Raw genomic sequence first — 24,911 nt, 5'->3', positions numbered from 1 at the left:
TTGCACGTTTTCTTTACTATTGATTATTATCTTTCTGATCTTTTTCTTGTTTGTTCGAATCGTCTTTCTTGTCATTTTGATTTTGCGTTTGACTTTGATTTTCATCTTCAGTACCGTTAGTTGGTTTATCATTGTTTGCTGATGTATTGCTATCGTCTGTAGTATTGGTATTTTCATTCGTATTTTGATTATTGTTCGGGTTATTACCATTATTCCTGTTACTATTATCAGTGTTCCCGTTACTATTAGTATTTTCGTTATTATTGGTGTTTCCGTTATTACTATTGTTTCCGTTATTATTAGCGTTTCCGTTATTATTAGTGTTTGAGTTTCTATTATTTTCCTGATTATTTGAGTTTTCATTAGGATTCGTTGTTGCAGCTTGCGGTATTTTAATGGCAACACTAGCCGGTTTACTTAAACCATCTTCCGTTTTCGCAGTAACAGTAAACGTGTAAGTTCGACCAGGCGTGACATTTTGGACGGTCACTTGTTTGTTTGAAGTGGATGTACTTGGTCCGCCGTCTTGCTTAACTATAAATGTTGCATCATCGTCATAATTCCATTGAATTGAAACGACTTTGGATGCTTCATTATATTGAGCATTCAATCCAGTAGGTGAATCGACTTTTTTAGCTTCATCCTTATCTTTTTCAACTTCTTTTCGAACCTCAGATTGAGTACCTCTTACGGCGAGTTCTCCACCACCAATATCTATGACAGAATGGGGTCGTTTGAAATCTTGAGATCCCTGCATGAATCCACTCATGATATATTTAAATAGGTTTTGATTGTAGTGCTGTTCTTCTCCGATCAATACATGGCCGGCATTCTTATCATTAGAATTACTATATCCAGTCCATATGGAAGCCGTATATTTAGTAGTGTAACCAACAAACCACGAACTGATCGCTCCATTTCGTTCCTCATAGCTGCTTAGATTGTACTTTTTAACTATCTCTTCAGGTACATTTTGTGTGCCTGTTTTTCCGGCTAAAGGTACGCCTGGAAGGTTTGCATTTGTTCCTGTCCCGCTGGTTACGACATCTTTCAACATATCGGTAATCATATAAGCTGTATAGTCATGCATGGCAACATGCTGAACATGATCAAGATCTTGAATTTGACCATCCGGATATTCAATTTTAATCGCTGCATAGGGTTGATTATAATTACCATTATTCCCAAAGGTAGCGTAGGCTCCAGCGAGCTGTAATGGTGAGACGCCAAATGCACCGATCCCGTATGTTTCATAGACTGTATCGAGTGGGATACCTAATTTTTTAGTGAATTGTTTAATTTTTGCATCGCCAACTTGATCTTTCAAGATCTTTAACGTTTGGACAGCAGGAACATTTCGAGATCGCGCCAATGCCCGGCGCATCGTCATCGGGCCTTCGAAGGTACTATTCCAGTTTCCGAAAGATTGTCCCCCAGAATAATGGGCCTCTGCAGCCGTATCATCCACCGTATGATTCGTTGCCCAATGCATATATTCAACAGCAGGGCCATAGTCAATGATAGGTTTAGCTGTCGATCCTATGTTATTACTATCTGATGTCGCATAGTTGAAATTTCCTTTAACATAATTTCTCGCTCCACCAATGGCTTGAATGGATCCGGTTTTCGTATCCACAATGGAAATGCCTGCCTGAAAATTATGTTTAACTCCAGGGAAGTTATTTTCATTATCAAGGACTTCTTCCACTCGAGATTGAATGGCAGGATCAAGAGACGTGTAAATTTTTAGTCCACCGTTATAAAAATCATTTGCTGAGATGACTTTTTTATCTTCGACTAATTCTTTATAGAGATAGTCCACATAAGCACTATATTTCGTTTTATTTTGTTTAACTTTTGCGTGTCCTTTAGTCATTTCTTTAATCGAAACTTCTTTTGCCTTTTCAGCTTCTTCTTTTGAAATGGCTTGATGTTGAACCATCAAATCAAGAACGAGGTCTCGTCGCTGTTTGGCATGCTTAGGTTGTCTTAATGGATCATAGTACCCTGGATTCCTCGTCATGGCTGCGAGCATGGCCGCTTGAGGGAGGTTCACATCTTGAATATTTTTACCAAAGTAGAGTTTAGAAGCATTTGAAACGCCATAAGTGGCACCAGCTCCTAAATAAATTTTATTAAGATACATTTCTAAAATTTGTTTTTTAGTATATTTTTGTTCTAATTTAATGGCAAGATAAGCTTCTTGAATTTTTCTTGTCATTTGTTTTTTCTGGGTTAAAAATGAATTTCGTACCACTTGCTGTGTAATCGTACTTGCACCTTCAGATCCAAATCCTTTTTTAAATTGAGCGACGACTGCGCCACCGATACGATATGGATCGATACCAAAATGTTGGTAAAACCGAGCATCTTCAGTTGAAATAAACGCATTTTGCACATTTTTCGGTATTTTATCTATATCTGAATAAGTTCTATTGTTACCATTAAATACATTGGTCGCCATTTTTCCATTCTTGTCCATAATTTGACTAGAAATGGGGTCTTTAAGCATTTTAGGATCCAACGCAGGTGCATTCTTTATGATTGCAAATACAGTTATCATACTAGCAAGAATGAAAAATAAGAACAGAAGTAAACAAATAAGGGCAACTCGTTTGAAACCTTTTTTTCTATTTTTCTTCGTTGGATTCGGTTTTTGTCCATGCTGAGCGTTTTTATTTTTTTGTTTCTGCATGGCTCTCCGTCTTTCCATTCTCGAATTATATTCGACCATAGTTGTAAAATCCTACCTTTCTACAGCGGCTATTCTCATTCACATATATTATTCGAATGCTATCAAATAATTATGGCTAAGTTATAAGTATACTTGCTTGACGACAGAGAGATAATCAAGACGAGGCAAATACGATTGAGGAACTAAATAGCCTTCACGTTCTATTGTCTCCCTTGGAATCGATTTTCTTCCACCCGTATGTTGAAGATCCCAATACCGAATAAGAATACCCGCATCAAGTAAATATACATCCTGTTTTTTTGAAAACTTAATAATAATGAAGCAAATACCTTGCTGCATCATTACCTGTCTCATGTGTTTGATTTGATGATCATGAAAATTTTTGAGCGGTAATAAGTTAACATTATGCGTTTCTTTTGCCTCAAAATCAATATACTTACCTTGAAAAACACCATTATAATCCGTTGTTGAAGCACGTCTATAATAAGCCTCCGTGATTTTAGCCTGACTACGCTTAGGGTAGTCAACTTTTACAATTTGTACTGGAGTGGGTTTTTTATGTACCACGGCCATTTGTCGTTCAAGGTAGTATCGATTTGTTAAGTTTAAGTCATCTTCTAAGGACATCCCTCTATTCCCATATTGGATCTTATTTTTATTCATGGGTTTGATCGTTTTTTTACCCGTTTCACAAGGCTCCTTATAGGGTTTACCATTAGGATAATAAAAGGTCAAGAGGCAAAACTCCTTTTGCTTAAGTATTCATTTTCAATCATTTAAAGGGATTAGAGTATGAATCTGAAAACACATGAATAATCCCACTAATGACAAGATAACAGACCTATTATAACAAAAAAGGGGATCTTTTGTTCTTTTTATTTCATATGGCTTAGAAATAAGTTTATAAGCGATAGGTTTCAGATTAATCATTTCAAGGATCCCCGCTTTATTTCCTCTTATTGTCGAATTTTTACTAAATCAAAAGAAAAGACACTTTCTTTGAAGAAGGGACACTTGTTTTGTCAAGAGGGAAGGGAAATGAAACGGGATGAAGAAATGTGTAATTACAACAAAAACTGAAGGAGTGACCGATATGTCAAAACAAGCAATGGATACAAGCGAGATGACTAACAATCAAAACAATGGTAAAACGAAAGAGGACTTTTCCTTTCGACTCGATTTGTTTGAATTAAAATTAGAACAAATGGAACGTAAAGTCGAGAATAAAGCAGAAAGAATGATCAGTCAGGAAGTACAGAAACAACGCTTGGAGTTAGAGAACATTTATCTTGCCATGCAACGTATTGATGAACAGATGAAAACTATTGATAATGAGTTAGATCAGTTTGCCCAAAAACATCAAATATCAACAGAGCAAAACTCAGTTTATCGTTTCACCCCTGTTAAGGCTAAACGCTTGCAACCCATTCATACAGGTACACTTAATTAACGGTTCAAAGGACAACATTTCCCATTCTATAGTCCTTTTGGTATGATGTGTCAAGAGGTGAATGACATGGATTCTAACAAGTTCCAAACATTAAAATTACTGACTGAAAAATTACGTCTGAAAAATAAAGCCTTGCATGATATATTTATTGAACGGACAACCCACCCTGAAGAGGAAATCGACTTCTTTGGTATGGTTAAACCATTCGCTGATGAATTAAAAGAAATCCTTGAGGAATTTGAACCTCTTGTCATGACATGGGTTCGTGAATGTCATCCTAAGTACGTCTATCCACTTCAGGTAGAAAATTTAGTTGAAAATTTATCCATTGTTTCGGTAACGGCTTTTCAGAAAGATACGCGAAGGAAACGATTTCTAAATACCATTCATGCGATTGATTATGCCCTAGATACGATCCTTGAGCAGTTAATGGGACAAGAGCAAAAACCGGATTAAGATGTAGATGAAATAGGGAATACCAAGTAATAGAATCATTCCAAACATGATACTAGTGATCTTCTCTAATAAAGCTTCAGCGGTTAGGTGTTGAAGGTTACGAATAGAGCGGCTCAATTTTCGAAAGAGTTGGTCGGAATAAGAGATCGTTTTTTGTGCGTTTTTTTCTATCATCATGTAAGACTCCTCCTTGGTTTTAATAGTAAATCTTATGCTTGTCCTATTAAACTTATACCAAAAAGAAAAAATTTTAATAGATTTCCATGGGATCAATGACCGTTGTAAGTTCAAAGAGAGGGCATTAAGTTTCCACTACGAGGTTGGCTAGATCAAGGTATATAATGAATTTGGAAAAAACTTCCATCTATTTTAAAAAGGCGAGATAGATGGAAGTTTAATTAATTATTGAGAGAGATAGTTTGTTACTTCATTTATTGTAAGTCCATGTAAGGAATGAAATCCTTCTTCTAACGCAATCGTTTTTTGATTAATAAATGGGTAGACACTTTGAAATCCACTGTTTAATCGAAAATAACTATCTTGTTTTAGCGAAGACAAAAAGAGAAGATAGTCTCCTTCTGCAAGTGGTCCGGTATAACGTTTATTAATAGGATCCCGAGGGGGAGGAAGTGGGTTCACGCCTGTCGTTATTAATGAAAGATTGGAACTAGGATTCCCTTTAAACACATGTTTGATGTTAACTTTTTGTTCATAATTAACTAACTGACCATTCCCAACTTGACGATTTGTCCGGACTTGATGGTTCACGTTTTGGATCGTACCAAGAACGATAACATCTGACGTTTTGATTAATTGTCTTACATTTCGGTATGAATGCTCACTATCTACGAGAGGCTCATGCCAATTAAGTACTACAGAAAGGATGAAGCCAGCCGTTAGAGCTATTTTTGAAAAGATCATCCGTTACGTTGTTTTGTTTTTAAGTATTCTGCTTGTTTTATAAAAACCAGTTCATCTTCGATAAGACCACAAGTTCCACATTGAACCTTTCTTTCCGGACCACGGTAAGGGATATGGAAAGGGTCAAGTTGACCAGATGAGTACTCTTGAACGACGTCTCCGGAACTCGGATCCAGTTTGACGGCATGAGCAACTTGATCAATAAGATTAAACCTCGTTTTATTTGTCTTGCAATTCGGACAGGTATAAGGATGAGACACAACTAACACCTCCTCAAATTCTATCTTTCCACCTTTAGTACAAGTTATACAACTAAGTTTTTATAAAGAGATGATCTAATAGACACTTTCATTTAGCTTTTATCTCTCTCCCAAAAAAACCTATTGAAAGATAGTGGAAATTGGTGTATCGTATAAAAGAATTAAATACATATTTGTCCACTAGGGGAGCGTTTGGCTGAGAAAAGCGTATGGCTTTGACCCTTAGACCTGATCTGGTTAGGACCAGCGTAGGAAAGTGGTTTTCTCATGGTCTTCATTCATCTTTTTTCATAGAGAAAATCAACCACTTCCTGTCGTTTGGAGTGGTTTTTTTATTGGCTGACCAATTATAAGGTTTCGTAGTATTGCTGATAAATACTGATCAAAGACAGGATAAGGTTCAATCAAACCTATAGTGTCATAATATTACACAGGGAGGAAGTCGTTTCATGAGTAAACGTCTTAAATTAACCGATATTTTAGTTACCATTGTGATTGCTATCGTCTTTGGGTTGATCTACAAAATTTCAGGCCCACTATATGACATTGTAAAAATACTGGGATTCCAAGCCGAACAATTAACATATGGTATTTACTTTATTGCTGCTCCAGTCGCTATGTTAATTATTCGTAAACCTGGCGTTGCTCTATTAGCTGAAGTTGCAGCCGCCATGATGGAAGTTTTATTTGCTGGAAGTGGTGGAATCATTAACTTTTATTACGGAATTATTCAAGGGGCTTTTTCTGAAATTATTTTCTTAATCTTTGCTTATAAGAAATTTAATCTTCCAGTAACCATTTTATCTGGCTTAGCTGCTGCTGTAGGCTCTTATATCTTAGATTATTATTATGGCGATCTTGTTGATTTAGCAGGGTGGAATATACTGTTAAATGTTGTTTTCCGTTTCCTAGGAACGATTGTTATTTCAGGATTTATTGCCTATTTCCTTGTTAAAGCACTTGAGAAAACGGGAGTTACAAATCTTGTGAGACCAGCCTCTAAGGATGACTATGATGTCCTTAACAAATAGAGAGGCGTTTGGCGTGACAGATCTTAGACTTGTATTTCCGAAAGAGAAGGACTTATTTTTAAAAGACCTGACATTCCAATATCATCAAGGCGAGAAAATCTTATTTTTAGGTCCTTCAGGGTGCGGGAAATCGACGCTTTTACAAGTCTTATCTGGATTGATACCCAATAGTATTGAAATACCGATTAAAACGAAAGATAGCCGCATCCCAAAAAGATGCGGCATTATCTTTCAAGATCCAGAAACACAATTTTGTATGCCCTATGTAGATGAAGAAATAGCTTTCGTCCTTGAAAATCAACAAGTTCCTAAAGATGACATGAAAGACTTGATTGATCAGTATCTAACAGCTGTGGGGCTTAAGTTAAATCATCGACATCAACTCATTTCTACGCTATCGGGAGGAATGAAACAGCGGCTAGCTGTAGCGTCTGTCTTAGCCTTAAAACCGGATGTCTTATTTCTTGATGAACCGACCGCCTTGCTGGATCCTAAAGGAACAGAAGATCTGTGGAAAACGGTACAAACTATCTCAAAAGATAAAACACTTATCATTGTCGAACATAAAATCGATCATGTCATCGACTTTGTTGATCGAATTGTCTTATTTAACTTCAATGGCCAGATCATTGCTGATGGTCCAAAAGAACTGATTTTTAACCAATACAAAAGTGAATTACGGCAATATGGTATTTGGCATCCCGGAATCTGGGAAGAAACGTTTCCAGAAGAGGAGATCTTAAAATTGCCTCAAGAAGTTTCAACAGATCCACGTTTAATATTAAAAAATTTTAGAGCTTACCGGGGCAAACAAGTGAAATTTGAGGTATCCCAATTCCAAATCAATAAAGGAGAATGGGTCGCTATCGTTGGCGAAAATGGAGCTGGAAAAAGCACATTTATTGAAGGAATGATGGATTTAATCAAAACAAAGGGAGATCGGATCTGGAAGGTTAAAAATGAGAAAGATGATGTAAGTTTTCTATTTCAAAACCCAGAATACCAATTTGTGACGGATAGTGTAGAAGAAGAGATGGCTTTCGGGCTTGTCATTAGGGGAGGAGAAGAAGAGGAGATTCAATTAAAAGTAAATGATGCCCTTCGGTTATTTAATTTGGATCATGTTCGACATTTACATCCTTTTCAATTGTCCATTGGCCAAAAGCGACGGTTAAGCGTTGCTTCTTCGATCATTCATAAACCAAGTGTCATTTTATTAGATGAGCCTACCTTTGGACAAGATGCAAGAAATACCTTTTCCCTGCTTAGGCAGTTTGAAACGATGCGAGAAGAAGGGACAACGTTGATTATGGTTACTCACGAAGAAGAAATTGTTCATCGTTTGGCGACTCGCAAAATTAGGATTCATAACGGCCGAATTAAGTCAGATGAAAAAACGAAGCGAGGGATGCAATTGGAAGGGGTCGTTACATGAACACCTACTGGAACCCGAATCAAAAATGGTTAGCACGAGTCAATCCAAGCTTGAAGTTTTTGACAATAGCTGCTATTTTTATGATTTATCTCTTCGTCCATAATTTTAATGTGATGTTAGTCTCCTCGTTTGCTTTTTTTATTTTTTACCTATTCTGCAACGGTTTTTCCAAAAAACTCTCGTTCTGGCTTGTGGCCATGACGTTTATCCTATCGGTTTTTAGTGCGTCAGCCATGGTGTTCTTTGGAAAAGGAACACATATGCTTTTTGAATGGCACCTTATTACGATATCGATTGAAAGTATGACAAGGGGTTTACATTTAGGGCTACGGACATTCGTCTATGGTATGTTAGGATTGATCTTTGCTTCAACAACGGAGCCCGTTCCTTTTTTCTACTCTGTCATGCAGCAGCTTAGAATTCCTCCTAAATATGCCTACTCCTTCCTAGCGGCTTTTCGGTTAATTCCCATCATGATAGAAGAATATCGAATTATTCGAGCCGCGATGAAAGTAAGAGGGATGTCGGAAGAAAAGGGACTCCGTGCCTTTTACAGGCGTATGAAAAGGTATGCTATTATCTTATTAGCCCAAGCGATCCGTCGTGCTCAGCGAATTGCTGTCGCCATGGAAGCAAAACAATTTTCAATGGTTAAAAAGAGGACATACTATTATCAAATCGGATTTAGTCGATATGATGTTTTATTTACCTGTCTCATTCTTCTTATTATCATTGGTTCATGGATTTTCTCATCATACGTGCCGTTAACCCCTTATAACAATGTATTGGAAAGATCTTATTAAAATTGTAGTTTTTTGCAAAATGAAAAGGACTCTCATTTTAGAAGTGAGAGTCCTTTTCATAATGTTATTTTGAGAAATATCAGGTCTATTACCGCTTTGCTGCCTGAAGTTCTCGATTACGTAAATCCACTCGTCTAATTTTACCAGAATCTGTTTTTGGTAACTCCTCAACAAATTCAATGGCACGTGGATATTTATAGGGAGCTGTATTTTCTTTGACCGTCGTTTGCAGTTCTTTGATAAGTTCTTCTGAACCTGTGTAGCCGTCTTTAAGAACAATGAAGGCTTTAACAATATTACCACGAATTTCATCTGGACTCGCAACCGCCGCACATTCTTTGACGGCTTTATGTTTCATTAGAGCATCTTCAACTTCAAAAGGTCCAATGGTATAGCCAGAACTGATAATAATGTCGTCGCGACGACCTTGGAACCAGAAATAGTTATCTTCGTCTCTTGTTGCACGGTCGCCAGTTAAAAAGTAATTACCTTTTATCGCTGCTTTCATACGTTCAGGTTCTTTATAATACGTTTTGAACTGAGCGGGGAAATCACGTCTTAAGGCAATATTTCCTTCGACACCTGGAGGTACGGGATTTCCTTCTTCATCAACAATGGTTATAAATTCACTGAGAAGGGGTTTACCCATCGATCCAGGACGAATTTCCATACCTTTAAGTGTACCGATGAGTAAAGTACTTTCCGTTTGACCATACCCATCACGAACTTGAATATCAAAGGCGTTTTGGAAAATAGTAATAACCTCACGATTTAATGGTTCACCTGCAGAGACGGCACTATGCAACTTTGATAGATCAAAATCACTTAAATGATCCACTTTAGCCATGAGTCGATACTCAGTTGGTGTACAACATAATACATTGATCTGATGTTTCTCTAATAAAGCTAATTGGTTTTCTGGTTTGAATCGACCATGATAAACAAACCCAGTAGCACCTTTACCTAATACAGATAAGAAGGGACTCCAAACCCATTTTTGCCAACCAGGACCTGCCGTTGCCCAAACAGTATCATTTTCTGATATATTGAGCCAGCGAGTGGGAGCAATACGTAGGTGAGCATAGGCCCATCCATGACTATGAACGACGCCTTTAGGATTTCCTGTCGTACCAGATGTATAGGTCAAGAAAGCCGTGTCATCTTGTTTTGTTTCAACCGTGTTGAATGTCTTAGATTCAAGGTTCGTAATAGACTCAAGAGTTTCCCAACCTTCAACTTTCCCACCAATAGAAAATTTGAATTTTAAAGTTGGTGTCGGATCCGTGATTCGATCAATTTGTGGGCAAAAGTCTTTATAGGATATCACGGCTTTTGCTTCACCTTGATGAATACGATAATGGATATCTTTGGTTCTGAGCATCTCAGATCCAGGTATCAGAACCATCCCTGCTTTAAGGCAACCAAGATAGATGACATAAGCTTCAATCAACCTTGGGACCATAACTAAAACTTTATCGCCTTTTGTAAGACCTAGACGCGTTAGTCCATTAGCCAATTGATTGGCTCTTGATAAGAGCTCATTATAAGATATTTTCTTTTGTTCTCCCGTTTCATCTTCCCAAATAATGGCTGTTTTGTCTGAAGCAAAGGCTTCTATTTCACTTGTTAAATTGTACTGGTCAGGTGCTATAAGATCGCTAAGTTCCATATTTTGTCTCCTTGTTAAAAAGTTTATGATGTTCACAGAGTCACAAATATTTATATAGTAAAGATATTTCTATAGTTATATTATATTACTTAATATTATGACCTGCTACTAATATTTATATTACTTTTTTTATTTTAACATAGATCAGAAAAATGGCCTACTCAGAACGTGTTAACTCTCTAAAAAATTACAAAAGTCACTTATAAAAAAACAAAAGGCCTTAGGTAGTGGGACTAATGATGTGAAGACGAGGCCTTTTATATTTAAAATTAATTTGTTGAATTTATGACTTCTGTCAAAGCTTCAGCAAAAGCATTAGCAGATCGATCGACTTCATCTAACGTATTTTGAACACCACCAATTTCAATTAGGATGGCATTTTTAGAAAGATCCTGATTATATACACCGTTTCCTTCTAATTTACTTTTTCCGATAATACCTCGACTTAATCCAGGATAACGTTTATCGAGTACTTTGTGAATCTGTTTGGCAAAGTATAGATTTGCCGAGTAGTTCGGATTGGCTTCTCCAATGATAATCGCAACTCGAGCATACGTTTGATTTTTAATCGTCGATGTTGTTAATTTACGCCCAGAGGCATCACGGTGAATGTCGATTAAGTAGTTTAGATCTTTATCTTTTTTCATCGCATTTTGAACAATACCTCGTGAAATCTGATAAGCTTGGTTATAATTCTTTTTGACTGTTGTATCTTGATTCGAACCAATACCTTTTTTGGCAAGATAATCTTGTATGTCTTTACCTGCACGAAGGACATTTTTTGACGGATCGTTACTGACAGCGGCATTTGGATCTGATTTATTTTCAAGAGCCGGCAAGTAGGATTCCCAACTATGTGAATGATATATATAAACCACTTTTTTCTTAATCGAGTTCGATGGATTATTTTGTTCATTTTTTTGGTTATTATTTTCATTATTATCTTTATTTTCATTTTCTTTATCGGGAAGACTATTCTTTGGTGGTGGTGGAGACTCCTCTGGTAGGTTAGTATAGTTGACGCCTTTACCAGCTACAAAAATTTTGGCATTGTAAGAGGAAAATCCAGGAATTTCTGAGCCCATGAGGCTACGAATATCATTAAATTTTATATTTGTTACGGTTTGAAGTAACAAATTATAAACATTTACGGGTTCATCGTCTTTAGATACCACTTGTTTGAAGTTGGCATTTTCATTTCCAAAAGTTTCAAAGAAAAGTGTTTTTGAATGAATGGTCATGTTATTTAAATAAGAGTCTACAACTCCTACATGTGTGTGATTGAGAACCAGAATAAGAATAAAACCATAGATGGTTAGAAATAAAATTAAACATTTATATAAAAGGTTGGTAAAGAAAGGCTGCTGGTCTTTGTTGGGTCGTGAATTCATGGGGTATCCTCCTATCTGATCCTTGTCTCTATAAACCTATGAGTGATTCTTTTGAAATATGATAGAAATAGATTTTTTAATAGAAATGTGATTAGAAGAGAGGAAGGGGAGGGATAAAGTAGTATCGTAATTACTTTAAAAGCTTCTTTTTAACCAAAACATTTAGGACCACAAACAAGAATATTAAAAACTATTAATAACCCTATATCTGATAGAGTGGTGTGAAAAGCGAAAAAAAACCATGTCTACGTGAGATCTCACACAGACATGGTTTTAGAATTAATACATACTGTTAACTTTTTCTTGTAATTCCGCATCTTCCAAATACTCGTCATAAGAGCATTCTTTATCAATTAACCCTTGAGGTGTGATTTCCATAATTCTTGTTGCCATCGATTGGACAAATTGATGGTCATGTGAGGCAAAAAGAAGGACACCTTTATAGTTGATTAGACCTTCGTTCAGAGCTGTAATGGATTCGAGATCTAAGTGGTTCGTTGGTTCATCAAGCATTAATACATTAGCGCCAGATAACATCATTTTTGATAGCATGCAGCGTACTTTTTCGCCACCAGAAAGAACTTTCGCTTTTTTGAGTGCTTCTTCACCAGAGAATAACATGCGTCCTAAGAATCCTCTTAAGAAACTTTCGCTTTGGTCATCAGGCGAATACTGTCTAAGCCAATCGACTAATGTTAGATCACTATTTTCAAAGTAAGCGGTGTTGTCTTTTGGAAAGTAAGACTGCTTTGTCGTGACTCCCCATTTAAATGATCCACTGTCTGGTTCAAGTTCACCCGCTAAGATTTTAAATAGAGTCGTAATGGCAAGTTCATTCGGGCCTACAAAGGCCACTTTATCTTCACGACCAAGAGTGAAATGGAGATTATCAAGAACCTTAACGCCGTCAATTGTTTTCGTTAAGCCTTCGACGAAGAGGACATCATTTCCAATTTCGCGTTCTGGTTTGAAATGGATAAAAGGGTACCGGCGTGAAGAAGGCTGAATATCATCGAGCGTAATTTTATCAAGTAACTTCTTACGTGAAGTAGCTTGTTTGGATTTTGAGGCATTAGCACTGAACCGAGCAACAAAGGCTTGAAGTTCTTTGATTTTCTCTTCTTTTTTCTTATTTGATTCTTGCATCAATTTTTGAGCTAATTGACTTGATTCATACCAGAAATCATAATTCCCGACATAGATTTGAATTTTACCAAAATCCAGATCTGCAATATGTGTACAGATTTTATTTAAGAAATAACGGTCGTGTGAGACAACAATAACCGTGTTTTCAAAGTTTATTAAAAATTCTTCTAGCCATTGAATGGCACGACTGTCTAAGTGGTTCGTCGGTTCATCTAAAAGAAGTATATCTGGTTTGCCAAATAGAGCTTGTGCTAAGAGGACTTTTACTTTTTCTGAACCGGTCAATTCATTCATTTTTTTAGAATGAAGGTCATCAGAAATACCTAAACCATTTAATAGAACGGCTGCTTCTGATTCGGCTTCCCATCCGTTCAATTCACCAAATTCCCCTTCAAGTTCTGCGGCTCTCATACCGTCTTCATCTGAAAAATCAGGCTTCATGTAAATGGCGTTCTTTTCTTGCATGACTTCATATAATCTTGTATGGCCCATAATAACAACATCAAGAACAACCTGTTCTTCATATTGGAAGTGGTCTTGTTTTAAGAAAGCGAGTCTCTCACCTGGAGTCATATGAACGTCACCTGTTTGTGGTTCAATTTCTCCTGATAATATTTTTAAAAATGTTGATTTTCCAGCACCATTTGCCCCTATGAGGCCATAACAGTTGCCTGGATTAAATTTAATAGTGATCTCTTCAAAGAGCTTATGATCGCCATAACGCAACCCAACATTATTTACTGTAATCAATACGCAGTTCCTCCAAAAAAGTGATTTCCGTTTATTATACCATGTTTAGATAGCAAATAGGAATGCTAGAAAAAGGAAACGAGATTCTGATCTGTAACTGCAGGTCATCTTAAGGAAATTTATAAGAGGGTTTAAGGTCTTTTTAGAGAGCCGTGGTTGCTTATGAATTTAATCGCTATAACCATTTTTAGATACATAGGAAAAGAGAGCATTTAAGCTCTCTATGTTTCATTAGTCAATGTGATTTTTGCTTCTCTAAGAATAATAGGATTCAACTTCCGTTATCAGCGAGCCAACGTATCTTACAGCTTGACGTATTGTGTCAGGATTTAAAATATCTACATTGGCTTTTTCAATGAGCTCTTGTGGTGATAAGCATCCACCAGATTTCAAAACCGATAACCACCGGTCAACAGCCGCCTGACCTTCCGCTTCAAATTGTTGACTGACGACCGTAGCAACTGTTAATCCCGCAGAGTAAGTATAGGAGTATAACCCCATATAGTAATGAGGTTGGCGCATCCAGGTTAGTCCATCTCGGTCCATAATTTCGACAGAGTCACCCCAAAAGTCTTTCAATGTATCTAATTTAAACTTTGTCAAAACATCCGCATTAATTGGGTTTCCTTTTTCAGCATGGTTCATCACTTTCCTTTGATAAACCCCTTCTAGTAAATGCGTGACAAAATTATGGTAATAGGTGCCTAGTAATTGGTCTGTAATCCATGTCTTCATTTGATCAGTTGTTGCCCTTTTTCTTAAATGTTGGGTCAATATAAGTTCATTCAACGTGGAGGGAGCTTCAATAAAATACATTGATGCCCTTGTATTGACAAGGTGTTGATGTTTGTTGGACAGTTGAAAATGGCCACAATGCCCTAATTCATGTGCAAGAGTAAACATATTCCGTATCTGATTCGTCCAAGTTAAAAGAATATAGGATGGTGCACCATATGGGGAGGAGCAAAAACCACCTGTTGATTTTCCAATATTATCGGCGTAGTCAATCCATCGCTCATCAAAGGCTTGTTTGATGATAGACAAATAGTCTGCTCCCATGACTTCTAATGCTTCTAAGATAGATTTTTTACTTTCTTCAAAGGATATGGGAGGATTATATGTACTAAGCGGTGCTTTTAGATCCGGAAATGTCATTTTATCAAGACCGAGAACGTTTTGTTTTAATCTAGCATAACGTCGATAATGGGGGGCTAGCTCTTGGCTAATAATGTCTAATTGGTTATCGTACATCTCTTTCGTAACATGTTGGCGTTTGAGGAGTGCCTCGGTCGCAGATTGGTAGCCTCGTAGCTTGGCCAAGGCGATTTCTTTTTTAACTTCAGTTGCATAAATCGTCGCAAATGTATGTTTATACTGATTAAGAGTTTGGGTAAAGGAGTCATAGGCATTACGACGTAAAACGGTATCATCGCTTGCTTCATATTTTCCTTCATATAAGGCAAATGAAACCGGTTGCTCATTACCATCCCTGTCTATCACGGGTTGGAATTGCATATCGGCTAATTTACTATATTTATAAATGGAATAAGGAGCTTGCAGGACTTCAGATAATGAGGCAAGAGTCTGTTCAGTTTCTGCACTTAAACGATATGGTTTCAAGTCAAGAAGGCGGTTTAGGTAGATAGAATACGTCCTTAGTTGAGGTTCTTCATCGATAAATGTCTGGATCCTAGTCTCATCTAATGAATAGAGCTCATCAACTATGAACGTTAATACCGATTGGGCTTCGGTTATAACCGAATTTGCTTGAGCTTCGTCCATTTGATTTTTCGTATTCGTCGTATCACCAAAAAGTTTTAATGAAGCATAGGTATCCAAATGAATAAGGCGTATTTTTAAATTTGTGTAAGCTTCGAGAACATCAAAGAGTGTTTTTGCATCCTGTATAACTTTTCCTTTCCATTTTATTAACTTTTTGGCTGCTTGTGGAATTTCTTTGAGTTCATTTTTAAACACTTGGTCAGTAGGGATCAATTTAGATAGATCCCAGGTTTCAATATCAGGAACTTCATCTCGTCTTAATCGTGTCGTTGCCATCTTTTTTCCTCCCATCCTAAGATATCTATATTTTCTATTAATCCTGATTTTTTTGCAAACTTAATGTTATATAAAGAACTAAAGACGGGATAGTTCTATAAAGAGACCAATTTCTCTAAATTATTGATTTTAAAAAAAGGGAGTTCTATCATTTAAGATATACAGGCTAAAAATGTTTCATTTATGAGATGTTAGAGAATAGTATAAGGTACATTACCTGATATAAAAACCAAGAACATGTTTTATTTAGATAAAGGGGTAGACTACGTTGAAGAAAATAACGATTTATCATTATGACGCATTTAGTCATATACCAAATAGAGGAAATCCAGCAGGTATTGTGATTACAACAGCTAACCTCAGTGAGACTGAAATGCAAAATATCGCAACATATGTTGGGTATAGTGAGACGGCGTTCTTTCTTCCTTCAAAAGTTGCTGATTTTAAATTAAGGTATTTTACACCAGGTCATGAGGTAGACCTGTGTGGACATGCCACAATTGCGATGGTCTACGCGCTTCATGCAAAAAAAATTATTGATCATAAAAAGGAAGTCTTAATCGAAACGAAGGCTGGATTAGTGCCTATTAAAGTTCACCGAAATCGTATTGGTCAGCTTCAAGTAACCATGCAACAACGACCGCCTAAATTTAAACCATTTCGGGGATCCATTAAATCTTTAACCAAGTCACTTGACCTAACAGAAAATGATATTGATTCATCTTTACCCATTGTTTACGGAAGTACGGGCACATGGACACTCTTAGTCCCGATTAAACGACTTGAAGCATTTAAAAGAATGAAACCTAAAAACACGCATTTTCCCTTCATACTTCAAGACATGCCAAAGGTATCTATTCATCCATTTTGTTTGGAAACGTATAGTCATGATTGCAACATGCACGCCAGACACTTCTCGTCACCTTACTCGGGAATCAAAGAAGATCCCGTTACAGGGACAGCTTCTGGCGTTATGGGAGCCTATTATTTAACTTATATTCATCCTAGAAAAAGTAAAAAGTTAGTCGTTGAACAAGGCCAAGAAATGGGTAAACGAGGAGAAGTGGTCGTCCAAGTTCAGCATCAAGATGAAAAACCTGTTGTTACCATCACAGGAACAGCCGTTTACGTAAATCAAATGGAGATCGATCAAGGTCTAATTCAAGGACAGATCCAAAAGCAAAACTAATTCTCTCATACTATATGGAAAGGCAGCAGTAACCAACCGTTACAAAAGAGAGGAATGTTAGGATGGCCATACCTTCCATTTCAGTCACTTATTTCGTTTTTACTGGGCCTAATAAAAAACAAAGTCGCAATAATGGCTAAAAGGGCAAATAAAGCACTTAACCAAAACATTAATCTGACAGAATACGTCATTAAAAAAGCGAAAAGAGGAGGACCAAAGGCAACGCCAATAAAACGCATACTACTATATAAGCACGTGATGGTTCCCCGGTTTTCTTCTTCAATGCCTTCCGTAATAAAAGCATCAAGACTTGGAAGCGTTAAACCGATTCCAATACCCGCAATAAAAAGGGACCCAATAAAAAGATAAAGGGAAGGTTTAAAACTCAATACGATCATCATCGCCATTAAAATGACCATCCCGCTAAAAGTTAACCATTTCATTAATCCCTTATTTTCACCAATTTTTTTACCTGTAATAAAAGAACAAAGGGATAATGAAAAGAGGGGGATAGCAAGTACAAACCCTTTTTTAATACCATTAATATGATTTTTTTCTTCAAGTAAATCAGAGAGGTAAAATAAAGTTCCAAATAAAATGAGCATGATGATGCCACCAATCATAAATACACTACTTATCCATTTCCATTTCTGCTTAAATATCTTTTTTATATCGGATAAGAATTTTTTTACTGGAACCACTTCTTTCTTTTCGCCCTTGGGTGACTTGACAAAAAAAGCAACAAGTAATAAAGAAGCGAAACTCAAAACAGGGATCGCTAATAAAGGGATGTACCAGATGAAACTGGCTAAAAAAGCCCCCAATATTGGGCTAAGAACTTTGCCAAATGTGTTTGATGTTTCAAGAACACCTAATCCGCTACTTACGTCATCTTGATTTTTGAACATGTCACCTACCAAAGGAATAGCGACAGGAAAGGCACCGGATGCCCCAATCCCTTGCAGAAATCGTCCAAGTAAAATCAACCAATATGAATGTGGGATGAACCAGGCACAAAGACCAGAGATTAATCCACCAATTCCTGAAATGAAAAGACTAGGAATAATGACCTTTTTTCGACCGATCCGATCAGAAAGATATCCCGCTATAGGTATAAAAAATATAGCAACGACGGAATAGACCGTTATAATTAGACTCGATTGAAACTTTGTTATATCTAGTTCTCTTTGTGCCATTGGTAAAACGGGGATCAACATAGAATTACCTAAAGTCATGACGAGTGGAATAGAAGCCAATGATGCAAGGTCTAGTTTCTTTTTATCTTCCAACTGAGTCCCTCCTCGATGAGTTGATATTAACGTCGTTAGAATGTCCCTCAAAAATATTTTTTATTCCTGATAAGTGAAGATTTACCATCATTTGGTTAATTATACAATCTTAACGACATTTTTCTTCACAAAATTGAATCAGCTTATCTTTTACGACAAAAATTCGATATGAACGGCGAATTTATATACTTAGCGAGTTGGGAATAAAACAAAGAGAAGATAGGGGTTACTATGCAGCAATTACGACAAAACAAACGAAGAAGAAGATTAAAGAAAAAGTATGCCGTTTTACTCGTCGTTATAATTTTTTTCTTAATCTTTTTTGGTTATGGTTATGCTCAATATCATGATGGAAAAAAAACTTCTGAACCAAAAAGTGAGGAAAACATTAGATTTAATGGTGAAAAAGACAAGAATGGGAATGTCAACGTCCTCTTACTCGGTATCGATAAAAGAAAAGGAGAAACCAAGTCTCGAACGGACTCTATGATGGTTGCTCAATATAATCCGGATAATGGGAAAGTCAAGATGGTCTCGTTAATGCGGGATATGTTTGTTCCCATACCTGGGTACTCTGAATATAAATTAAACACAGCCTATTACTTAGGCGGGCCTGAATTATTAAGAAAAACGCTTAAGCAAGAATTTAATATAAATATCCAATACTACGTCATGGTTGATTTTACAGGATTTGAAAAAATTATTGATACACTTGAACCAAATGGGATAGAGATTAACGTAGAAAAAGATATGAGTAAAAATATTGGTGTGACATTACATGAGGGTGAGCAGAAGTTAAATGGGAAAGAATTACTTGGGTATGCCCGATTTAGACACGATGCTGAAGGCGATTTCGGACGTGTTAGGCGTCAACAACAAGTGCTACAAACAGTAGCGGATGAGCTCATTAGTACAAATGGCGTTCTTAAAGCACCTAAATTGATTGGAACCATTGAACCCTACATCCATACCAATATAGGAAACGTTGATCGGATTGGATTAGTCAAAGACTTCTTATTTAAACATCCAAAAGAAATCGAGCGTTTAACCTTGCCGGTTGCTAATTCATATGAAAATGTTAGAACCGTAGATAGCGGACTGGTACTTCAAATTGACCAACAAAAAAATCAACAGGCATTACATGATTTTTTAAATGATTAGTCAATTCATTATTTAACAGCGATGTTAACGTGATGAATGAACCATGATGGTAATGAGCAGAATTCATAAAAATAGACAAAAAAACGATTGTTCATCTGAATAATCGTTTTTTTGTTAGATCCATATTATGCTCAAATTATGAGCTCGTTGATTTCGTCAACCAATTGAACGCTCTTTTCCTATTGATTCATTTTTCTCGGTAGTAAGACATTCGAACATAAGGTGACGCTGTTGTACATACATATCAATAACTTCTTTTTTAAATTTTGTACCCCTTATGAAATGAGGATATCGATTATACCTACCAACATTTTCAAGATACTTGGATAAAAAAGGACTTACGTAATATTGAAAATAGCGTTATAATTTTTTATTAAGACCATTGATTTAGAAATGAAAGACTAATTATGGTAGAAAAAGAAAAGGGTAAGGAGAAATTACGAGATGAAAAGTGTAAAGGAACTTGTTCGAATTGAAGATATCTTAGTCGCTCATAATGTTTTAAAAGATGTTGTCATAAAAACACCATTACAACGTGACACCATCTTATCAGAGAAATATGACTGCAATGTTTATTTAAAAAGAGAAGATTTACAAGTTGTGCGATCCTTTAAAATTCGCGGTGCGTACAACTGCATCCAAAGTTTATCCGAAGAAGACTATAAAAATGGCGTTGTTTGTGCAAGTGCTGGAAACCATGCGCAAGGGGTCGCTTATACATGCCATAAATTAGGGATCAAAGCAGCTATTTTTATGCCTAGTACGACACCAAAACAAAAAGTCAACCAGGTACGTTTTTTTGGTGGATCTGCCGTTGAAGTGATCTTAGTTGGTGATACGTTTGATAGTTCGTATCATGAAGCCGTCTCCTATTGTGAGCAACATCATATGACGTTTATTCACCCATTTGACAATCCTGGCGTCATTGCGGGGCAAGGGACCATTGGAGTTGAAGTATTAAATGATATCGATCAACCGGTGGATTATGCTTTTATGTCCATCGGTGGAGGCGGATTAATTTCAGGTACAGGGACCTATCTAAAAGGGATTAACCCAACAACTCAAATTATAGGAGTTGAACCTAAAGGGGCTGCCTGTATGCACGAATCTTTGAAACAAGGCAAAGTCATCACCTTGCCTAAAATTGATAAGTTCGTTGATGGTGCTGCTGTCAAACAACCGGGTCAACTTACATACGATATTTGTCAAGAGGTTCTTGATGATATTGTTGTAGTGCCTGAAGGGAAAGTTTGTTCAGCCATACTCGATTTATATTCAAAGAATGCAATTGTGGCTGAACCGGCAGGAGCACTGCCAATTGCTGCTCTTGATTTTTATAAAGAGGAAATCAAAGGCAAGACGGTGGTTTGCGTCATAAGTGGTGGAAATAATGATATTGATAGAATGCAAGAAATAAAGGAACTTTCGCTCGTGTATGAAGGGTTAAAACATTATTTCATCGTTAAGTTCCCACAACGTCCTCGGGCACTCAAAGAATTTTTGGATAATGTCCTCGGACCAAATGACGATATTGCGCGTTTTGAATATATTAAGAAAACAAATAAACAAACAGGTCCTGCACTAGTCGGATTAGAATTAGCGAACAAAGAAGATTATACCGATTTAATTGAACGGATGAATGAGCATGGTATAAAATATCAAGAAATAACGAATGACCCTACATTATTTAATTTACTCGTATAAAATAAATCAAAAGAGATTTACTAATGAAAATTTTCATTTGGTAAATCTCTTTATCTATCTACTCACTTTTCAGGCAACAAATAGACCTACTCAATTCTTAAAACAAATATTACTTTACTTAGATATGAAAAGTAAAATAGCGAATGTGATCGCTCTCTTTAGAATATGGATATAGAAGGCTATTTTCTAAAGAGGGGATACGTTCAGTATGCAAAAAATTAAATTAGAAATAAATCGGCTGATGAACCTTTTTCAAAAAGATCAATTGCCGGATGGTTCATGGGACTATCCTTTTGAAACGGGAATCGTCACTGACTGTTATATGATCATCTTACTTAGACTATTAGAGAAAGAGGATGAAACGCTCATCCAATCTCTATCGAATCGAATTATCAAAAACAACGAGCAAATGGCTCTTGGACGCTTTTTCATGATGAGGGAGATGGAAATCTATCAGCGACAATTGAAGCCTATTACGCTTTATTATTCTCTGGTTTGAAGCTAAAACACGATCCAAAGATGCAGCTTGCCAGGAAATTCATTATTTCCAAAGGTGGGTTGCACCAAGCTAATACATTCACAAAAATTATGTTAGCTATTTCAGGGCAATATAAATGGCCCGAAAATATCCAAATCCCCATAGAATTTATCTTGCTCCCAAACTCTTTCATTGTTAATCTATTTGATCTCTCAGTATTTAGTAGAGCTAATTTTATCCCTATTCTGATGTTGGCCGATTATAACTATTCTATTAATAAAATCGACGCACCTGACTTGTCAGATTTACTAGAAGGTCGGGAGGACGTGTTATTTACTGATGATCCTGATTATCGATCGATTGTGAATCTTGTTAAGGAAGGCGTTCAATCCTTAATGTCCTTGCCAGAAGAAGCCCACGAGGCAGCTTTAAGTAAAGCCGAGCAATATATGATGGGTCGAATTGAACCTGATGGGACTCTTTTGAGCTATTTTAGCTCGACCTTTCTCATGATTTTTGCGCTGCTCGCTCGCGGTTATAAGAAAGAACATCCCATCATCACACAGGCGGTACAAGGATTAAAATCTATGGTCTGTAAGATTGATGGGGATCATCATGTTCAATATACAACCGCCAATGTATGGAATACGACCCTAATCAGCTATGCATTGCAAGAAGCGGGTATTGGACATCAAGAGGCAGTGGTTCAAAAAGCCAATCGCTATCTTCTTAGTCGGCAGCATACAAAATTCGGTGATTGGGCTATTCACAATTCTCGTGCTTTACCAGGTGGCTGGGGTTTTTCTCATATTAATACAATGAACCCAGATGTAGATGATACATCGGCTGCGCTTAGAGCCTTTCGATCGGCTGCACAAACGAATCATCACTACCTTCAATCATGGAAACTTGGTATTCAATGGATCATGAGTATGCAGAATGACGATGGGGGATGGCCAGCCTTTGAAAGAAACGTAGATAAACAGTTTCTGACTTGGCTTCCCATCGAAGAGGCTCAGGACATTTTGATTGATCCTTCGTCTGCAGATCTGACAGGACGAACGTTGCATTTTTTGGGGGAGTCTACGACATTAGAGCATCATCACCCGGTGATCCAAAAAGGTATTAACTGGTTATTGGATCATCAAGAAGACGCGGGATATTGGCCAGGACGATGGGGGATATATTACTTGTACGGAACATGGGCTGCAGTAACCGGGATGGTGTCTGCCGGTGTCAATATAAAACACCCAGCCATTCAAAAAGCATTAAGATGGATCCTCTCGATTCAGAATAAGGATGGTGGTTGGGGGGAGTCCTGCCGAAGTGATAAGGAGAAAAGATATATCCCTCTTAAAACAAGCACTCGTACACATACAGCTTGGGCAATAGACGCTCTAATTGCTGCATCAAAACGCGTGACACCTGAAATAAAAAACGGTATTGATTTTCTAACCTCAAACAACGAACAAGAGGATTGGGTTCATCATTATCCGAAGGGGAAGGGAATGGCAGGTGCTTTTTACATTCACTACCATAGCTATGACTTAATTTGGCCACTTCTTGCGTTAAGTCATTATCAAAAAAAATTTGGATGAAGTAGATCAAAAAAGTAGAATCATAAAGGAAAATAGAATAAGAATTACTTTAGAAGCGGATTCAATTCTAGCTTCTTTTTTATTGCCATTTTAGTCATAACTATATTGTTAATTATTGGGCTTGCAAAATTTTAAGTTTACATTAGAATATGTTAATGTTGTATTGATTTAGAAGAGGGAGAAGGGGAGGAACAGATATGCTGAATATACTACTTATATTGTTGTTACAACTTCTATATGTTCCTATTTATACATTACGAACGATCTTTTTGGTTAAAAACATTACAACTCTCGCAGCGGTTCTAGGTATTGTTGAGATGTTGATTTATGTTTTTGGCTTATCGCTTGTATTTGGGGGAGATCAAAGTTTTATAGCCATGTTTGTGTATGCGGTCGGATTCGGTATAGGGATCATTTTAGGTACAAAGATTGAGACGAAGCTCGCGATTGGTTATATTAATGTCATCGTGAATACGCAAAATAAAAATATTGAATTGATTAATATGCTTCGAAAAAATGGATTTGGAGTAACCATCTTTACAGGTGAAGGAAGAGATAGTAATCGGATAAGAATGGAAATCTTGACAAAAAGAAATAGAGAAAATGAATTGCTTGCTACAATAGAAAAATTCGAACCAAAGGCTTTCATTATATCTTATGAGCCAAGACAACTTAAAGGTGGGTTCTTACTCGCTCGATTGAAGAAACATAATAGAAATTAACTCGCGGGTTGGGTAACGCTAAAGAGAAACTTTTTTAGCAAACAACGATCTATGCATGGCGGAATACTATATAAAATATGCGATAATTTATTCTTTAACTTTTTTTAAACTGTAAGGATATGTTGATGGGTTGATAAACGATCATTAAAAGGGAATGAACAAATAGCATTGATATAAACTTCAGACTTATCAAGAACATTTATTTATTGCTATACTTGAATCAAAAGTGTATACGTATTGCTATTTTGCAAAAAAATTAATAGGAGGTCTGGTCAATGAATAATAAAGAAAACGTTATTTTAATTGCCTCCGCTCCAAAAGGATATGGGAAAAAAGTTGTTTCAAACAAAATGAATCAAATGAAGAGGGATCGTGCTAATTTAAATAATAAATTATCAAAAATTAAACTTTCATCACGCTATGTCAATTAACATCTATAATCGTTTGACCCACTATGGTGATGTGCACCCCAAAAGTTAGACCTAAAAATCTAACTTTTGGGGTGTTTTTTATGGTCTTTTTTTATAAAAAATACTGACCATTCGACAGAAATTGTCTTAACTGTCGAAATTGGTCAGTTAATTAGTCCATAATTTTGAAAGGATATTATGTCTAATTATCGAACTTTATTGTATATACAGATAATTTACAAGCAGATCAAGAACTAAGGAGGCGAAATAAGGAAAGGGAGGAAGGGCCTTCATT

Annotated in this window: 21 protein-coding genes and 1 riboswitch; of the genes, 11 read left to right on the top strand and 10 right to left on the bottom strand. The window is 36.6% G+C overall.

Translation table 11 applies throughout. From position 1 onward, the window contains the following. Window positions 1-16 precede the first annotated feature (16 nt). Both GMB86_RS11410 and recU read right to left on the bottom strand, forming a co-directional pair. Window positions 17-2,734, bottom strand: a complete 2,718-nt coding sequence (locus GMB86_RS11410; protein ID WP_155220024.1) for a penicillin-binding protein 1A — start codon at window positions 2,732-2,734, stop codon at window positions 17-19. A gap of 81 nt (window positions 2,735-2,815) precedes the next feature. After that, the gene (gene recU, locus GMB86_RS11405) at window positions 2,816-3,430 is read right to left on the bottom strand and encodes a Holliday junction resolvase RecU (RefSeq protein ID WP_155220022.1); all 615 of its coding nucleotides are present in this window, start codon (window positions 3,428-3,430) and stop codon (window positions 2,816-2,818) included. A 358-nt stretch (window positions 3,431-3,788) separates the two neighbouring features. On the opposite strand from recU, the gene GMB86_RS11400 reads away from it, so the two are divergent. Beyond that, entirely contained in the window at window positions 3,789-4,145 is a 357-nt protein-coding gene (locus tag GMB86_RS11400) for a hypothetical protein (RefSeq protein WP_155220020.1), read from the top strand. 66 nt (window positions 4,146-4,211) lie between these two features. Continuing rightward, window positions 4,212-4,601, top strand: a complete 390-nt coding sequence (locus GMB86_RS11395) for a YppE family protein (protein WP_155220018.1) — start codon at window positions 4,212-4,214, stop codon at window positions 4,599-4,601. On the opposite strand, the gene GMB86_RS11390 is transcribed toward GMB86_RS11395, so the two are convergent. The 3 genes from GMB86_RS11390 to GMB86_RS11380 all read right to left on the bottom strand — a co-directional run bounded on the left by GMB86_RS11390 (window position 4,572) and on the right by GMB86_RS11380 (window position 5,782). Beyond that, window positions 4,572-4,778, bottom strand: coding sequence for a hypothetical protein (locus GMB86_RS11390; protein WP_155220016.1), 207 nt, complete (start codon window positions 4,776-4,778; stop codon window positions 4,572-4,574). The two genes, GMB86_RS11395 and GMB86_RS11390, sit on opposite strands and share 30 nt — an antisense overlap. A gap of 225 nt (window positions 4,779-5,003) precedes the next feature. Next, window positions 5,004-5,522 (bottom strand): hypothetical protein, encoded by a 519-nt coding sequence (locus GMB86_RS11385; protein WP_155220014.1) that lies wholly within the window; start codon window positions 5,520-5,522, stop codon window positions 5,004-5,006. Continuing rightward, entirely contained in the window at window positions 5,519-5,782 is a 264-nt protein-coding gene (locus tag GMB86_RS11380) for a DNA alkylation repair protein (RefSeq protein ID WP_329602897.1), read from the bottom strand. The genes GMB86_RS11385 and GMB86_RS11380 overlap by 4 nt, the downstream gene beginning before the upstream one ends. Before the next feature lie 172 nt (window positions 5,783-5,954). Next, window positions 5,955-6,054, top strand: a riboswitch (TPP riboswitch). 177 nt (window positions 6,055-6,231) lie between these two features. Between GMB86_RS11380 and GMB86_RS11375 the strand changes: the two genes are divergently transcribed. Genes GMB86_RS11375 through GMB86_RS11365 form a run of 3 tightly spaced genes read left to right on the top strand, consistent with a single transcriptional unit; the run spans window position 6,232 to window position 9,051 of the window. After that, complete coding sequence (locus GMB86_RS11375; protein WP_155220012.1) at window positions 6,232-6,813, top strand: ECF transporter S component; 582 nt, start codon at window positions 6,232-6,234, stop codon at window positions 6,811-6,813. Next, window positions 6,797-8,248 (top strand): ABC transporter ATP-binding protein, encoded by a 1,452-nt coding sequence (locus tag GMB86_RS11370; protein ID WP_155220010.1) that lies wholly within the window; start codon window positions 6,797-6,799, stop codon window positions 8,246-8,248. Before GMB86_RS11375 ends, GMB86_RS11370 begins: the two co-directional genes overlap by 17 nt. After that, entirely contained in the window at window positions 8,245-9,051 is an 807-nt protein-coding gene (locus GMB86_RS11365; protein ID WP_155220008.1) for an energy-coupling factor transporter transmembrane component T family protein, read from the top strand. Before GMB86_RS11370 ends, GMB86_RS11365 begins: the two co-directional genes overlap by 4 nt. Window positions 9,052-9,139: 88 nt before the next feature. On the opposite strand, the gene mbcS is transcribed toward GMB86_RS11365, so the two are convergent. The 4 genes from mbcS to pepF all read right to left on the bottom strand — a co-directional run bounded on the left by mbcS (window position 9,140) and on the right by pepF (window position 16,065). Continuing rightward, window positions 9,140-10,720, bottom strand: a complete 1,581-nt coding sequence (mbcS, locus tag GMB86_RS11360; protein ID WP_155220005.1) for an acyl-CoA synthetase MbcS — start codon at window positions 10,718-10,720, stop codon at window positions 9,140-9,142. 269 nt (window positions 10,721-10,989) lie between these two features. Beyond that, on the bottom strand, window positions 10,990-12,111 hold the full coding sequence (spoIIP, locus tag GMB86_RS11355; protein WP_155220002.1) for a stage II sporulation protein P: 1,122 nt from the start codon (window positions 12,109-12,111) through the stop codon (window positions 10,990-10,992). Between the two features lie 279 nt (window positions 12,112-12,390). Continuing rightward, complete coding sequence (locus GMB86_RS11350; RefSeq protein ID WP_155220000.1) at window positions 12,391-14,007, bottom strand: ABC-F family ATP-binding cassette domain-containing protein; 1,617 nt, start codon at window positions 14,005-14,007, stop codon at window positions 12,391-12,393. 255 nt (window positions 14,008-14,262) lie between these two features. Then, window positions 14,263-16,065, bottom strand: coding sequence for an oligoendopeptidase F (gene pepF, locus GMB86_RS11345; RefSeq protein ID WP_155219997.1), 1,803 nt, complete (start codon window positions 16,063-16,065; stop codon window positions 14,263-14,265). Window positions 16,066-16,333: 268 nt separating this feature from the next. On the opposite strand from pepF, the gene GMB86_RS11340 reads away from it, so the two are divergent. Further along, window positions 16,334-17,254, top strand: a complete 921-nt coding sequence (locus tag GMB86_RS11340; protein WP_155219994.1) for a PhzF family phenazine biosynthesis isomerase — start codon at window positions 16,334-16,336, stop codon at window positions 17,252-17,254. 80 nt (window positions 17,255-17,334) lie between these two features. On the opposite strand, the gene GMB86_RS11335 is transcribed toward GMB86_RS11340, so the two are convergent. After that, window positions 17,335-18,543: an MFS transporter gene (locus GMB86_RS11335; RefSeq protein ID WP_155219992.1), complete on the bottom strand. Its 1,209-nt coding sequence runs from the start codon at window positions 18,541-18,543 to the stop codon at window positions 17,335-17,337. A gap of 231 nt (window positions 18,544-18,774) precedes the next feature. Between GMB86_RS11335 and GMB86_RS11330 the strand changes: the two genes are divergently transcribed. The 5 genes from GMB86_RS11330 to GMB86_RS15555 all read left to right on the top strand — a co-directional run bounded on the left by GMB86_RS11330 (window position 18,775) and on the right by GMB86_RS15555 (window position 24,637). Next, window positions 18,775-19,704 (top strand): LCP family protein, encoded by a 930-nt coding sequence (locus GMB86_RS11330; RefSeq protein WP_155219989.1) that lies wholly within the window; start codon window positions 18,775-18,777, stop codon window positions 19,702-19,704. A gap of 444 nt (window positions 19,705-20,148) precedes the next feature. Continuing rightward, entirely contained in the window at window positions 20,149-21,408 is a 1,260-nt protein-coding gene (gene ilvA, locus GMB86_RS11325; RefSeq protein WP_155219986.1) for a threonine ammonia-lyase IlvA, read from the top strand. A gap of 372 nt (window positions 21,409-21,780) precedes the next feature. Then, window positions 21,781-23,484: a terpene cyclase/mutase family protein gene (locus tag GMB86_RS11320; RefSeq protein WP_329602900.1), complete on the top strand. Its 1,704-nt coding sequence runs from the start codon at window positions 21,781-21,783 to the stop codon at window positions 23,482-23,484. Window positions 23,485-23,681: 197 nt separating this feature from the next. Next, window positions 23,682-24,206 carry a DUF2179 domain-containing protein gene (locus GMB86_RS11315; protein ID WP_155219983.1) on the top strand — a complete coding sequence of 175 codons (525 nt, stop codon included), beginning with the start codon at window positions 23,682-23,684 and terminating at the stop codon, window positions 24,204-24,206. 275 nt (window positions 24,207-24,481) lie between these two features. Next, entirely contained in the window at window positions 24,482-24,637 is a 156-nt protein-coding gene (locus tag GMB86_RS15555; protein WP_196220206.1) for a hypothetical protein, read from the top strand. Window positions 24,638-24,911 lie beyond the last annotated feature (274 nt).

It is taken from the genome of Terrilactibacillus tamarindi (genome assembly GCF_009718825.1).
GTDB lineage: Bacteria > Bacillota > Bacilli > Bacillales > Sporolactobacillaceae > Terrilactibacillus > Terrilactibacillus tamarindi.
This window is presented reverse-complemented; position numbering and strand designations above follow the sequence as displayed.

Coding starts and splice junctions, on each gene's coding strand:
- GMB86_RS11330 (WP_155219989.1), top strand. CDS start 18,775: ATGCAGCAATTACGACAAAACAAACGAAGAAGAAGATTAAAGAAAAAG.
- GMB86_RS11400 (WP_155220020.1), top strand. CDS start 3,789: ATGTCAAAACAAGCAATGGATACAAGCGAGATGACTAACAATCAAAAC.
- GMB86_RS11395 (WP_155220018.1), top strand. CDS start 4,212: ATGGATTCTAACAAGTTCCAAACATTAAAATTACTGACTGAAAAATTA.
- GMB86_RS11385 (WP_155220014.1), bottom strand. CDS start 5,522: ATGATCTTTTCAAAAATAGCTCTAACGGCTGGCTTCATCCTTTCTGTA.
- mbcS (WP_155220005.1), bottom strand. CDS start 10,720: ATGGAACTTAGCGATCTTATAGCACCTGACCAGTACAATTTAACAAGT.
- GMB86_RS11410 (WP_155220024.1), bottom strand. CDS start 2,734: ATGGTCGAATATAATTCGAGAATGGAAAGACGGAGAGCCATGCAGAAA.
- GMB86_RS11390 (WP_155220016.1), bottom strand. CDS start 4,778: ATGATGATAGAAAAAAACGCACAAAAAACGATCTCTTATTCCGACCAA.
- pepF (WP_155219997.1), bottom strand. CDS start 16,065: ATGGCAACGACACGATTAAGACGAGATGAAGTTCCTGATATTGAAACC.
- GMB86_RS11365 (WP_155220008.1), top strand. CDS start 8,245: ATGAACACCTACTGGAACCCGAATCAAAAATGGTTAGCACGAGTCAAT.
- GMB86_RS11370 (WP_155220010.1), top strand. CDS start 6,797: ATGTCCTTAACAAATAGAGAGGCGTTTGGCGTGACAGATCTTAGACTT.
- GMB86_RS11375 (WP_155220012.1), top strand. CDS start 6,232: ATGAGTAAACGTCTTAAATTAACCGATATTTTAGTTACCATTGTGATT.
- GMB86_RS15555 (WP_196220206.1), top strand. CDS start 24,482: ATGAATAATAAAGAAAACGTTATTTTAATTGCCTCCGCTCCAAAAGGA.
- ilvA (WP_155219986.1), top strand. CDS start 20,149: ATGAAAAGTGTAAAGGAACTTGTTCGAATTGAAGATATCTTAGTCGCT.
- GMB86_RS11315 (WP_155219983.1), top strand. CDS start 23,682: ATGCTGAATATACTACTTATATTGTTGTTACAACTTCTATATGTTCCT.
- spoIIP (WP_155220002.1), bottom strand. CDS start 12,111: ATGAATTCACGACCCAACAAAGACCAGCAGCCTTTCTTTACCAACCTT.